The organism is Streptomyces sp. NPDC050617 (assembly GCF_040654795.1).
Taxonomy (GTDB): Bacteria; Actinomycetota; Actinomycetes; order Streptomycetales; family Streptomycetaceae; genus Streptomyces.
The window spans coordinates 202014-214413 of sequence record NZ_JBFAIS010000005.1 but is presented as its reverse complement, the minus strand read 5'-3'; the positions used below and the strand labels follow the sequence as shown (position 1 = coordinate 214413).

10 protein-coding genes and 2 pseudogenes are annotated in these 12400 nt (G+C 74.4%); 9 read left to right on the top strand and 3 right to left on the bottom strand.

Features of this window, described 5'->3' with window-relative positions:
- Positions 1-170 precede the first annotated feature (170 nt).
- The 4 genes from AB0I49_RS09565 to AB0I49_RS09550 all read left to right on the top strand — a co-directional run bounded on the left by AB0I49_RS09565 (position 171) and on the right by AB0I49_RS09550 (position 4205).
- A complete protein-coding gene (locus tag AB0I49_RS09565; RefSeq protein WP_363226267.1) occupies positions 171-1199 on the top strand; it encodes an iron ABC transporter permease in 1029 nt (342 codons plus the stop codon).
- On the top strand, positions 1196-2257 hold the full coding sequence (locus AB0I49_RS09560; RefSeq protein WP_363226266.1) for an iron chelate uptake ABC transporter family permease subunit: 1062 nt from the start codon (positions 1196-1198) through the stop codon (positions 2255-2257). The genes AB0I49_RS09565 and AB0I49_RS09560 overlap by 4 nt, the downstream gene beginning before the upstream one ends.
- Positions 2254-3126 (top strand): ABC transporter ATP-binding protein, encoded by an 873-nt coding sequence (locus AB0I49_RS09555; protein WP_363226265.1) that lies wholly within the window; start codon positions 2254-2256, stop codon positions 3124-3126. Before AB0I49_RS09560 ends, AB0I49_RS09555 begins: the two co-directional genes overlap by 4 nt.
- Before the next feature lie 92 nt (positions 3127-3218).
- Positions 3219-4205 (top strand): iron-siderophore ABC transporter substrate-binding protein, encoded by a 987-nt coding sequence (locus tag AB0I49_RS09550; RefSeq protein WP_363226264.1) that lies wholly within the window; start codon positions 3219-3221, stop codon positions 4203-4205.
- Positions 4206-4231: 26 nt separating this feature from the next.
- Here AB0I49_RS09550 and AB0I49_RS09545 read toward each other — a convergent pair whose 3' ends face one another.
- The 3 genes from AB0I49_RS09545 to AB0I49_RS09535 all read right to left on the bottom strand — a co-directional run bounded on the left by AB0I49_RS09545 (position 4232) and on the right by AB0I49_RS09535 (position 6864).
- Complete coding sequence (locus AB0I49_RS09545) at positions 4232-5323, bottom strand: hypothetical protein (protein WP_363226263.1); 1092 nt, start codon at positions 5321-5323, stop codon at positions 4232-4234.
- 136 nt (positions 5324-5459) lie between these two features.
- Positions 5460-5861, bottom strand: coding sequence for a hypothetical protein (locus tag AB0I49_RS09540; RefSeq protein WP_363226262.1), 402 nt, complete (start codon positions 5859-5861; stop codon positions 5460-5462).
- A gap of 127 nt (positions 5862-5988) precedes the next feature.
- On the bottom strand, positions 5989-6864 hold the full coding sequence (locus AB0I49_RS09535) for a methyltransferase domain-containing protein (protein WP_363226261.1): 876 nt from the start codon (positions 6862-6864) through the stop codon (positions 5989-5991).
- A 298-nt stretch (positions 6865-7162) separates the two neighbouring features.
- Here AB0I49_RS09535 and AB0I49_RS09530 point away from each other — a divergent pair, with 298 nt between their 5' ends.
- The 5 genes and pseudogenes from AB0I49_RS09530 to AB0I49_RS09510 all read left to right on the top strand — a co-directional run bounded on the left by AB0I49_RS09530 (position 7163) and on the right by AB0I49_RS09510 (position 12364).
- Positions 7163-9646 (top strand): helicase-associated domain-containing protein, encoded by a 2484-nt coding sequence (locus tag AB0I49_RS09530; RefSeq protein ID WP_363226260.1) that lies wholly within the window; start codon positions 7163-7165, stop codon positions 9644-9646.
- 111 nt (positions 9647-9757) lie between these two features.
- Positions 9758-9835: pseudogene (locus AB0I49_RS09525) on the top strand (hypothetical protein); the annotation flags it as partial.
- An 85-nt stretch (positions 9836-9920) separates the two neighbouring features.
- Positions 9921-10178, top strand: a pseudogene (locus tag AB0I49_RS09520) (rhodanese-like domain-containing protein); the annotation flags it as partial.
- 228 nt (positions 10179-10406) lie between these two features.
- The gene (locus tag AB0I49_RS09515; protein WP_363226259.1) at positions 10407-11201 is read left to right on the top strand and encodes a sulfite exporter TauE/SafE family protein; all 795 of its coding nucleotides are present in this window, start codon (positions 10407-10409) and stop codon (positions 11199-11201) included.
- A gap of 254 nt (positions 11202-11455) precedes the next feature.
- Positions 11456-12364 carry a zinc-binding dehydrogenase gene (locus AB0I49_RS09510; RefSeq protein WP_363226258.1) on the top strand — a complete coding sequence of 303 codons (909 nt, stop codon included), beginning with the start codon at positions 11456-11458 and terminating at the stop codon, positions 12362-12364.
- The last annotated feature ends 36 nt before the right edge of the window (positions 12365-12400 follow it).

The window sequence follows — 12400 nt, the reverse complement described above, 5'->3', positions numbered from 1 at the left end:
ACACTTAGCGTCGCCTAACCACAACCTCGAACCGCGTCGACCGACGCGATTCAGCCGATCGGCGCAGGACAGCACGCGGTCCGGCGCAGGCAGCACGGCCCGGCACAGGGCGGTACGGCCCAGCGCGGGGCAGCAGCGCCGACCCGCACCGAACCCGCGAAGTGGAAGCGATGCCAGCCGTCCCGATCAGCAGCCCCAGATCGCGTCTGGTGCGGCGCCGCGTCGGCTGGACGACGGCCGCCGTCGCCGCCCTGCTGGTCGCGGTCCTGCTCAGCCTCTCCATCGGCAGCAGCCAGATCGCGCCGGCGAAGGTCGTCGACGCCCTGCTGCACGGCGGCACGGGCAACAGCGCCGAGATCGTACGGTCCATGCGGCTGCCGCGCACCGTCGTCGGGCTGATGGTCGGCGCGGCGCTCGCCATGGCCGGCACGGTCCTCCAGGGCATCACCCGCAACCCCATCGCCGACCCCGGCGTGCTCGGCATCAGCCAGGGCGCGTCGGTGGGCGTGGTGCTGGCCATCGCCTTCGCCGGGGCGCACTCGCTCACCGGCTATGTGTGGTTCGCCTTCGCGGGCGCGGGCATCGCGTCCGTCGCGGTCTACGCGGTGGCCACGAGCGGGCGCGGCGGGGCGACGCCGGTGAAGCTGGCGCTCGCGGGCGCCGCGATCAACGCGCTGCTGGCCTCGGTGTCGCACGCGGTCCTCACCACGCGGGCCGCGGCGCTGGACGAGTTCCGGTTCTGGCAGGTCGGCTCGCTGGCCGGCCGGGACGCCGCGCTGGTCGGCCAGGTCTGGCCGTTCCTGCTGGCGGGCCTGGTGCTGGTGTTCTCGGTGGCGCGCGGCCTGGACGCGCTGGCGCTGGGCGAGGACGTCGCCAAGGGGCTCGGCCAGAACGTCGCCGTCGTACGGATCGTGGGCGGCCTCGGCGCGACGGTCCTCACCGGCGTGGGCGTCGCGGCGGCCGGGCCGATCGCCTTCGTGGGCCTCGCGGTGCCGCACATCGCGCGCGCGATCGTCGGCACCGACCACCGGTGGGTGCTGCCGATGGCGGCGCTCGTCGGACCGGTGATGCTGCTCGTGTCCGACGTCATCGGACGGATCGTCTTCCCGCCGAGCGAGGTGCCGGCGGGGGTGATGACGGCGCTGATCGGGGTGCCGTTCCTGGTGACCCTGGTCCGCCGGAAGGCGGTGGCCTCATGACCGCCTCCGCTGTCGGCCCGGTGCGCCCCGCCGGGTACGCCCTCGTACGGGCCGGGCGCGCGTCCTTCCTGCTGCACCGGCGGGCGGCGCTCGTCGCGGCGGCGCTGGCCGTGCTGCTGGCCGCCGGGTGCGTGGCGTATCTGTGCGTCGGCGAGTCCTTCGTGGCGCCCGGCGAAGTGATCAAGGTCCTCGTCGGGCGGCCGTCGCCCGACGAACTGGTCGTCGGGACGCTGCGGCTGCCGCGCATGACGGTGGGCCTGCTGGTCGGCGTCGCCTTCGGGATCGCCGGGGCGCTGATCCAGACCGTGGCGCGCAACCCGCTCGCCAGCCCCGACATCATCGGCGTGACGCAGGGCGCGAGCGCGCTGACGGTGGGCGCGATGACGCTCGGCGTCACCTCGTACGCGGCGCTGCCCTACCTCTCCGTCGCGGGCGGGCTCGTGGCGGCGGCGCTCGTCTACGTCTTCGCCTGGCGCGGCGGGCTGCACGCCGCGCGGTTCGTCCTCATCGGCATCGGCTTCGCGGTCGCGCTGCGCTCCGTCACCCAGCTGTTCCTCACCAAGGGCGACTACCTCGTGGCCCAGCAGGCGCAGGTGTGGATGACCGGCTCCCTCAACGGCCGGGGCTGGGACGAGGCCGCGCCGCTCGCCTGGGCGCTGCTGCTGCTCAGCCCCTTCGTGCTCTGGGCCGCCAGGGCGCAGCGCACGGTCTCGATGGACGACGACACGGCGACGGCCCTGGGCGTGCGGCTGGGCCGGGTGCGGCTCGGGCTCGTCGCGCTCGGCGTCGTCCTCGCGTCGATGGCCACGGGCGCGGCGGGCCCGGTCGACTTCGTGGCGCTCCTCGCCCCGCAGATCGCGCGCCGCGTGACGCGCACGGCGCAGATCCCGCTGCTGTGCTCGGCGCTGCTGGGCGCCTTCATCGTGGTCGTCGCCGACCTGCTGGCCCGCAAGCTGTTCGCGCCGACGGAACTGCCGGTGGGCGTCCTGACGGCCGTCATCGGGGCCCCGTATCTGATCTGGCTCATCATCCGCAGCCGTACCGGAGGAAAAGCGTGACCGAGGCAGCGGACACCACCGCGGACCGGACCCCGGCCGGGGCCCGGCTCACCGCCCGCGATCTGACCCTCGCCTACGAGGACCGCACGGTCGTCGACGGCCTGGACCTCGACATCCCGCACGGCGAGGTCACCGTCATCGTCGGCCCCAACGCCTGCGGCAAGTCGACGCTGCTGCGGGCGCTCGGGCGGCTGCTCAAGCCGCGGCGCGGGGCGGTGCTGCTGGACGGCGCGGAGCTGAGCCGGATACCGACCCGCAAGATCGCGCAGGCGGTCGGGCTGCTGCCGCAGACGCCGGTGGCGCCCGACGCGATCACCGTGGCCGACCTGGTGGCCCGCGGCCGCCAGCCGCATCAGCACTGGTGGCGGCAGTGGTCGGACGAGGACGAGCGCGCCGTCACGGACGCCATGGAGCGTACGGACGTCACGGCGCTCGCCGACCGGTCCGTGGACGAGCTGTCGGGCGGCCAGCGACAGCGCGTGTGGATCGCGATGGCCCTGGCCCAGGAGACGGACCTGCTGCTCCTGGACGAGCCGACGACCTACCTCGACATCTCGCACCAGGTGGAGGTCCTCGACCTGGTCCGCCAGCTCAACCGCGAACGCGGCCGCACGGTCGTCGCGGTCCTGCACGACCTCAACCAGGCCGCCCGCTACGCCGACCACCTCGTCGCCATGAAGAAGGGCCGGATCGTGGCGCGGGGCCGCCCCTCGGACGTCGTCACGGCGCGCCTCGTACGCGAGGTCTTCGGCCTGGAGTCGGTCGTGGTCCCGGACCCGGTGACCGGCAGCCCGCTGGTGGTGCCGGGCGCGCCGTGGCAGGCGGGGGACGACGGCGGCACGGCCGTACGGGGCGCGCGGACGGACTAGGGCGGCGCGGCGGAGCCGAATGGCCGGGCGTCGGCCGGGGCAGCCTCAGCTCGCGGCGCACCGGTCCGCCCCCGCCGACGAGAGGTCCTGACATGCATCGCACTCTCCGCCCTCGCGGTGCGGCGGCCGTGGGCTTGCCTGCCGCTCTGGCCGCCGTCGCCCTCACCCTGTCGGCCTGCGGTTCGGGGTCGGAGAACGGAAAGACCTCGGGCTCCGGGGCCGGCACCCACACGGTGCAGACGGCCATGGGGGCCGTGAAGGTCAAGGACCATCCCCGGCGCGTCGTCGTCCTCGACACCGCCGAGCTCGACTCCGCGATCACCCTCGGCGTACGGCCGGTCGGCGCGACCCACGCCGACGTCGCGACCGGGTTCCTCGACTACCTGCCCAAGGACAAGGTCTCCGGCATAAAGGACGTGGGCGCCGTCGCCGCGCCCAACCTGGAGGCGATCGCCGCGCTCAAGCCCGACCTCATCCTCACCAACAAGGACCGGGACGCCTCGCGCTACGAGGAGCTGTCGCAGATCGCCCCGACCGTGATGACCGGCGCCACCGGCTTCCCGTGGAAGGCCAACTTCGGCACGCACGCGACGGCGCTCGGCAAGGCGGCCGAGGCGAGGAAGGCCGTCGCCGACTACACCGCGCACGCGAAGCGCGTCACCGCCGCGCTGGGCGGCCCGGAGAAGGCCGCCGCCACGGAGGTCAACGTCGTGCGGTTCGTGGAGGGCGCGGATATCCGCATCTACGGCAGGCAGAACTACATCGGCACCCTCCTCGCCGACGTCGGCCTCGGCCGGCCCCCGATCGTGGACAAGGCGAGGGACGGGTTCTCGTACGACGTCAGCCCCGAGCAGATCGACGAGGCCGACGCCGACGCCGTCTTCACGTCCACCTACGGCGATCCGAAGAAGTCGAAGGAGTCGCAGGCCACGGGCAGCGCGCTCTGGAAGAACATGAAGGCGGCGCGGAACGGCCGCACGTTCAAGGTCGACGACCAGCTGTGGCTCCAGGGCATCGGCTACACGGCGGCCGGCAAGATCCTCGACGAGCTGCGGGCGGACCTGACGAAGGGGCGGTAGAGGGACCGGGCCCGGCCGAGCAGCCGTCAGAGCTGCCGCCGGGCCCGCCAGACGAGGAAGGCCGCCGAGGCGACGGCGGCGACCCGTACGACCACGGGCCACGTCTCGGAGAGGGCCGGGCCCATCTGCCCTTGGGGGATCGGGTCGCCCCAGTGCCCGGCGGACCGGCCCCACAGCCAGACGATCCCGCCCGCCGCCGTGAGCCCCGGCACGACCATCACGGCCCACTGCGACTCCGTACGGGAGAGCCGCCGCGTGGTGTAGGCGAGCGCCCAGCCCAGGCCGAGAACGATCCAGTTGCCGAGCACGGCGCCCACGACGAGGAGGACGGCGGCGAGGACGATCAGCGGGCTCATCCGGACGCCGGAGCCCTCGCGCGCGCCGCGCCGCGGCAGGACGCGCAGCCGCCGCCGGACCGCCCCGCCCTCGACGGCCCCGGCCTCCTCCTCCGCTTCCGCGGCCTCTTCCTCGGCCTCGTCGTCCTCGGCCGGCGCCTTTTCGACGGGTCCGCGCGGCGCCGCGTCCGGCTTCGGCGGGGGTTTGAGTATCTCGGGTATCTCGATGCCGCCGACGAAGCCGTGCACGGTCTCGCCCTCGGCGTACGGCTTCGGTTCGATCCGCCACCAGTCGGGGGCGTCCGTGCCCGGCCCCAGTTCGTCCTCGCCCGCGAGGTGGGGCGGCAGGGCGGCGGTGGGCGAACGCTCGGGCTCGCCCTCGACGCGCGGCGCGGGCACCTTGGCGGGCCCTCTGCCCCCGCGCCCGGAGCGCCCCGCGAGGCCGGTGAGCCCGGAGAGCTTGTCGCGCGCGGCGGAACGCGGGCGTCCCGTGACGGGCGAGTGCACGGGCGCGGCGTTGGCCCCGTCGGTCCCCGCGCCCGCGGCGCCGGCGGCCGGACCCGCGGCCTCCACGATCTTCTCGGGGGCGCCCATCTTGGCCAGGATGCGCTTCACGGCGGAGGGGTTCTCCGCCATGCCGAGCGCCGCGCGCTGCTGGTCGATGTCCGTACGCAACCGGGCGACCAGCCGCATCCGGTCGCCGGACGGCAGGCCGTGCTGCTGAGCCAGGTCGCCGACCCGGCTCAAATAGTCATAAACGAGCTGATCGCTCTCGATCCCCACCAAAACCCCTATGGGCCCGTCCGGTTGCCGCCCCCGACGGTATCGCGCCCACCCTTCGCCCGCAGTCCCCACCACGCCCGCCAGGCCCCGGCGGGCGCCACCCGCCGGGGCCTGGGCGTCGTTCGGCGCCGGTGGGTCAGTCCCAGACGATGGAGTAGTGGGTGAGCGGCTCACCGTTCTCGAAGAAGGAGACGATGCTGTTCACGCCGCGCGCGGTCGGCAGGACGTCGGCGTCCTTCCAGGTCGCCCCGGCCGCCACCGCCTGCTCCTTGGTCACGGTCCGGCCGTCGCCGTACTCGATCTCGACCCGCACCGTGCGGCCCTCGGTACAGCTCACGTTCCACTCGGTGAGCGCCCGCCAGCCGTCGGCGGTCTTGGCCTCGTTGCCCTCCGCGACGGCCTCGCACACGTGCGCCGCCCGCGCCGCCGGGGCGGGGGCGGCCGGGGCGGCGGAGGCGGGGGAAGCGCCCAGCATGGCGGCGCCCGCGAGCGCGAGGACCGCGGCCGGGGCGGCGACTAACGGCGTGACTCTCTTCATGGTCGTCAACTCCTCAGTGACAGGGCCGGGCTTCGGATTCCGCCCGGCCGTCACCGCCACCCTCGCAGAAGCGGATCAAGGAAAGATCAACGCCGCGTCCAGCCGCGAAGGACCGCGCCGCCCTCCCTCAGCCCTCCTTGCGCAGCAACAGCAGGTAGTAGTCGACGTTGTCGCGGCAGAAGTCGCGGAAGGGCCTGATCAACGCGTCGGTGCGGGCCGTCACTTCCTTCCCGTACCGCTCCTCGATCTCTTCGCGCCGCTCCTGGTAGAGCGCGTTCATCAGCTCGCCGGAGAGCACCGCGTTGGACGTCATGCTCTGGACCTTCGTGACGCGGAACCCTGCCTCCTCCACCTCCGCGAGCAGTTGGGCGAACGGCCGGGGCGGCGGACACGTCCACAGCTCGGTGTAGGCGGCCACGCCCGCCTCCTCCGGGACGCCGCGCAGCGCGAACTCCGTCATCAGGAACCGGCCGCCGGGCCGGAGCACGCGGTGCGCCTCGCGGAGCCCGGCGGGGCGGTCGGAGAGGTGCGGGATGCAGTCGATGGACCAGGCGGCGTCGAAGGAGGCGTCCGCGTAGTCGAGTTGCATGGCGTTCGCCCGTGCGAACTCCACCCGCTCCGCCGCCGGCGACGCGCGCAGCCGCTCCTCGCAGTGGGCGAGCTGCCCGCGGCTGACGGTGATCCCGGTGACCCGGCCCCCGCTGCGCTCCGCCAGCCGGATCGCGGGCCCGCCCGTGCCGCACCCGATGTCGAGCAGATGGGCGTCCGGCTTCAGGTCGATGCTGTCGATCAGGAACTCGGTCTGCTGATCCTGCCCGGCGTCGGCGAGGCCGACCAGGGACGTGACGGGCGGACGGTCGCCGTGCGGTACGTACATGCCGATGTGGACGGCGGTGCCGCCGAGCAGCATGGCGAGCATGTCGCCGAACTCGTCGTACATCTCCCCGACCTGGTCGGGGGTGGGGCCGGAACCGGTGCCTGCGCCGGATGCTGTCGCTGCCATGGTGATTCCCCTCAACTCGACGTCGAGACGCGGTCTGAACCAGGGAGTGCGAAGGTGCGCGCGTGCCACTGGCGACGCTAGCCGAGCCCCACCCCCGCGAACACCCCGCGCGGGCCGTACGGGACGGCGCCTTGAGTCGCCCCCCGGCCCCGCACAGCCCGTACGCCCGTACGCCCGTACATACGTATGAAGGGCCGTGAAGGCGCCCCACCAGCCCCCGCCAGCCCCCACCAGATCGACCCGCCCCCGCACCCGAACCCCCACAAGCCCGGCGGGGCGCTCCGGTACCGTAGGCAGAATGACCACCGCGCGGCATCGGGACCCCGCCCACAGCGACACACCTCCAGGAGCGCCCCGCACGCTCGCCGAAGAGCTGCGCACCCGCCCCGACGACGGCCTCGCCGCCCTGCTGCACGCCCGCCCGGACCTCCTCACGCCCGTGCCCGGCGACCTCACTCAGCTCGCCACCCGCGCCGGGACCCGCGCCTCCGTCGTACGGGCGCTGGAGCGCCTGGACCGGTTCGCCCTCCAGACCGCCGAGGCGCTGGCGGTGGCCCCGGACCCCTGCTCGTACGAACGCCTCACCGCGCTCATGACGGGCGACGACCCCGGCCCGGAGGCGGCGGAGACCGCCCGGCGGCTGCCGCACGCCGTCGCGGTCCTCCGCGCGCAGGCGCTCGTCTGGGGCGCGGAGGACCGGCTGCGCCTCGTCCGTACGGCGCGCGAGCTGCTGTCGCCGTCGCCCTCGAACCCGTCGCCGACCGGCCTCGGCCCCACCGTGGCCGAGGCGACGTCCGGCATGTCGCCGGGCCGCGTTCAGGAGATCATCGGCGCGGCCGGGCTGCCCCCGACGCATGACCCGGTCTCGGCCGTCACGGCTCTGGCGGAGCTGTTCGGCGACCGTACGCGCATGGCGGCGCTGCTGGACCAGGCCCCGCCGCAGTCCGCGGAGGTCCTGGACCGGCTGCTGTGGGGCCCGCCGTACGGTTCCGTGACCGCGCACCCCGCCCCGCACCTCCAGTGGCTGCTGGACCGCGGCCTGCTCCTGCCGGCCGCGCCCGGCAACGTGGTGCTGCCGCGGGAGGCGGCGCTGCACCTGCGCGGCGGGCTGGCGCACCGTGCGCCGGAGCCGGTGCCGCCCGAGCTCGTACCGGCCGCCGAGTACGGGGCGCGGGCGGTGGACGCGTCGGCGGCGGGCCAGGCGTTCACGGCGCTCGCCACCGTCGAGGAGCTGCTCAAGGAGTGGGAGACGGGCACGGGCCCGCTCGTGCTGCGGGCGGGCGGGCTGAGCGTGCGCGACCTGAAGCGGACGGCGGCGGCGCTGGACGTGACGGAGCCGGTGGCGGCGTTCTGGGCCGAGCTGGCGTACGGGGCCGGGCTGCTCGCCTCGGACGGCGAGGCCGATGAGCGCTACGCGCCGACGCCCGCGTACGACGACTGGCTCGCGCTCCCCGCCGAGGACCGCTGGCTCCGGCTGGCGACGGCGTGGCTGGCCGGGACCCGCACGGCGGGGCTGGTGGGTACGCGCGACGCGAAGGCCCGTACGCTCGCGGCGCTCGGCCCCGACCTGGACCGGTCCCCGGCGCCGGAGGTACGGGCCCGCGTGCTGCGGCTGCTGTCGGAGGCGCCGGAGGGCACGGCGGTGACCCCGGACTCGCTGCTGGCGCGGCTCCGCTGGGAGCGCCCGCCGCGCGGCGGCCCCGCCGCTCCGCAGACGCCGGACCTCCGCTCGCGCCTCGCGCGCTGGACGCTGGCGGAGGCGGAACTGCTGGGCGTCACGGGCCGGGGCGCGCTCGCCGCGCACGGCCGGGCGCTGCTGGGCCCGGACCCCCAGGAGGCGGCGGGACTGCTGGCCCCCCTCCTGCCCACCCCGCTCGACCACGTACTCCTCCAGGCGGACCTGACGGCGGTGGCGCCGGGCCCGCTGGAACGCCCCCTGGCCGCGATGCTCGACGTGCTGGCGGACGTGGAGTCGAAGGGCGGGGCGACGGTCTACCGCTTCACGCCCGGTTCGGTGCGGCGCGCCCTGGACGCGGGCCGCAGCGCGGCGGACCTCCAGGCGTTCCTGGCGGAGCACTCGCGGACGCCGGTGCCGCAGCCGCTCGCGTACCTGATCGACGACGTGGCCCGCAGGCACGGGCGGCTGCGGGTGGGTTCGGCCTCGGCCTACCTGCGCTGCGACGACGACGCGCTGCTCGCCGAGATCCTCGCCGACCGCCGCTCCGCGAACCTGCGGCTGCGCCGCCTGGCCCCCACGGTCCTCGCCGCGCAGACCCCGCCCGACGCGCTCCTGGAGGGGCTGCGGGCCATGGGGTACGCGCCGGCCGCCGAGTCCGCGGAGGGCGACGTCGTGGTGGCCCGCGCCGACGTCCACCGCACCCCGGCCCGTACCGCCCCCACGCCCGTACCGGACGGCCCGCCGGTCCCGGACGAGACGCTGCTCGGCGCGGCGGTACGGGCCATCCGCGCCGGCGACCTCGCGGCCACCGCCGAACGCAAGCCGGCCGAGACCTCCGTGGCCTCCCCACCCCCGTCGAACGGCCGACTGCCCCGCACGACGTCCGCCGAGACCCTCGCCACCATGCAGGCGGCGGCCCTCACCGGCTCCGCCGTCTGGATCGGCTACGTCAACGCGGACGGCGCGGCCAGCCAGCGCGTCATCGCGCCGGTGCGGGTGGAGGGCGGCTTCGTGACGGCGTACGACCACACGGCCGACGAGGTCCGTACGTACCCGCTGCACCGGATCACGGGCGTCGCGGAACTGGCGGACGACCCGGCCTGAACCGCGAGTTGCCGGTTTCGCAACGCTTGTCGCGGCTCTGAGACGCGTGCGCGCAGTCTGCCTTCGGAAAGCCCCGGCTCCCCTGGAGCCGGGCATCGAAGGAGGCAGTAAATGGAAAATCGCCATGTCGTGATCATTCCGATCGAGATCGACGAGGAGCGGGAAAGCGCGTATCTCGACGCCTGGCAGCCCGCCGCCGACATCATGGCCGCCCAACCCGGTTTCATTCGGACGTACATGTTCCGTACGGTCGTTCCAGGGAGCGCATGTACACCAGCGGAGCGAGGACGTGGTGGTGCTGGACGTGCGCCGCGACGCCGAGCGGGCGGAGGGCTACATCGAGGGCTCGGCGCACATTCCGGTCCACGAGCTGCACGGGCGGCTCGGCGAGGTGCCGGACGGCACGGTGTGGGTGCACTGCGCGGGCGGGATGCGCGCGGCGATCGCCGCCTCCCTCCTGGACGCGACCGGGCGGAAGGTCGTCGCCATCGACGACGGCTTCGAGGCCGCCGCCGACGCGGGCCTGGACGTCACCCGGCCCTGCCCCCCTGAATCCCGTGCTCCTCCGGCACAGAAGGCACACGATGCTCGTCTCCTGCCACGGTCCCGGCTCGGACCGTTCTGACTGTCCTGACCGTTCTGGCTGTCCTGACCGTCCTGGCTGTCTGCGTCACCTCGGCCGCGAACGGTCCCGTCTCGGCCGCTCGGTTTGCCCGCGCGCCGTCGGGAACGGCGGACGCGGTGAAAGGGGGCGAATAGCGTGACAGCCCTGATCCTGGCCCTAGCCGCGGGAGCAGTCGTCGGCCTGGCGCTCGGTGCGCTGGGCGGCGGCGGCAGCGTCCTCGCGGTGCCCGCGCTGATCTACCTGCTCGGCTTCACGCCGGCCGCGGCCACCACCGCCAGCCTGATCATCGTCACCGCCACATCCCTGACCGCCCTGTACGCCCACGCCCGCGCCGGGCACGTGCGCTGGAAGGCAGGGGCCGCGTTCGCCGCCGCCGGAATCATTCCGGCGGCGGCCGCCGGCGCCGCCGCGGCCCATCTGCCCCAAGAGGCCCTCACCATCGCCTTCGCCGCCATAGCCGCCCTCGCGGCCGTCAAAATGCTCCGGCCCTCCGATGCCGCCGATGCGGACGATTCAGATGGTGCGGACGATTCGGATGGTGCCGGGGGCGACGGCGTACGACCGGTCAAAGCGGCCGGGGCCGGGGCCGGCCTGGGCGCGCTGACGGGACTGCTCGGGGTGGGCGGCGGCTTCCTCGCCGTCCCCGCCCTGGTCACCGTGCTGTCCTTCGAGATGGAGAACGCGGTCGGCACCAGCCTGCTGGTCATCTCGACCAACTCCCTGGCCTCCCTGGCCACTCGCTCGGGTTCGGCCGCCTCGCTCGACTGGGCGGTGATCGGCCCGTTCATCGCGGCCGCGGTCCTGGGCGCCTGGGACGGCAAACGCCTGGCCGCCAAGGTCTCGGGGCCCCGCCTGCAACGCATCTTCGCGGCGGCCCTGTTGGCCGTGGCCGCCTTCATGCTGGTCGACGCCGTGACCGGGGCCCACTGATCCGTACTCGGGACCCACTGATCCGTGCGCGGAGCCCACTGATCCGTGTACGGGGCCCACTGACACAGATCGTCAACTGATCGGTTCTCACGGGGCTGGTCGCCGCGCTGGGCCTGGATGAGGGTTTCAAGGAGGCGGCGGTGCGGCATTCGCGCGCTCCGCCCGCTCCCGCGCCGAGCGTTGAGGCGCATCACGATGCATCCACGAGTGCCCCGAGCACCCCGCCCGAGCACCCCGAGAGAAGGAAACATCCCATGCGCGCCCTTGTGGTCGATCACGGCGAGGCCGGACCCGTCCGATTCGCCGACGTCGATGAGCCCATACCGGCCGGCGACGAGGCGCTGGTCGAGATACGGCACATCGGCCTCAACTTCGGAGAACTGAATTACCTGCACAGGTGGCCGGCCGGCGCCGTACACGGCCACGACGCGGCCGGCGTCGTGGTGCGCGCCGCGGCCGACGGCTCGGGACCGCCCGAAGGCACGCGCGTCGCGCTGGGGATGTCCGCCCACGCGTGGGCGGAGCGGGTGGCGGTCGGCCCCGCCTCGCTCGGCACCGTCCCCGAGGGCGTCGATCTGGCCGACGGCGCCGCGCTGGGGATCGCCGGAGTCACCGCGCTGCGGGTGCTGCGCAAGCGCTCCCTGCTGGCGCGCGACGTCCTGATCACCGGCGCCAGCGGGGGCGTGGGGCACTTCGCCGTCCAGTTGGCGGCGCTGGCGGGCGCCCGGGTGACGGCGCTCGTGGGTTCGCCGGACCGGGCCGCCGGACTCCGCGAACTCGGGGCCGACGAGGTCCTGACCGACCTGGCCGAGACCGCGTACCGGTTCGACCTCGTCCTGGACACGGTCGGTGGGCCGCTGACGGTCCAGGCGTGGAACTCCCTCGCCGAGGGCGGCACCATCCACGTGGTCGGCTACAGCTCGGCGCAGGACACCGCGTTCCCGTCGGGGACCCTGTTCGGCTTCGGCGAACCCCGCAGCATCGCCACCTACGGCGACATGACCCCGACCAGCGGGGACCTGACGGACCTGATGCGCCTCGTGGCCGCCGGGAAGCTCTCGGCGCCGGTCGGCCTGCGGGGCGACTGGAGGGACGTGGCCGACGCCGTCCGGGCGCTGTTCGCGCGGGAGGTGCACGGAAAGATCGTTCTTGACGTGGTCTGAGTCCGACACCCGTCGACTCGTCGACTCGTCGACTCG

Coding starts and splice junctions, on each gene's coding strand:
- AB0I49_RS09565 (WP_363226267.1), top strand. CDS start 171: ATGCCAGCCGTCCCGATCAGCAGCCCCAGATCGCGTCTGGTGCGGCGC.
- AB0I49_RS09560 (WP_363226266.1), top strand. CDS start 1,196: ATGACCGCCTCCGCTGTCGGCCCGGTGCGCCCCGCCGGGTACGCCCTC.
- AB0I49_RS09550 (WP_363226264.1), top strand. CDS start 3,219: ATGCATCGCACTCTCCGCCCTCGCGGTGCGGCGGCCGTGGGCTTGCCT.
- AB0I49_RS09540 (WP_363226262.1), bottom strand. CDS start 5,861: ATGAAGAGAGTCACGCCGTTAGTCGCCGCCCCGGCCGCGGTCCTCGCG.
- AB0I49_RS09535 (WP_363226261.1), bottom strand. CDS start 6,864: ATGGCAGCGACAGCATCCGGCGCAGGCACCGGTTCCGGCCCCACCCCC.
- AB0I49_RS09530 (WP_363226260.1), top strand. CDS start 7,163: ATGACCACCGCGCGGCATCGGGACCCCGCCCACAGCGACACACCTCCA.
- AB0I49_RS09510 (WP_363226258.1), top strand. CDS start 11,456: ATGCGCGCCCTTGTGGTCGATCACGGCGAGGCCGGACCCGTCCGATTC.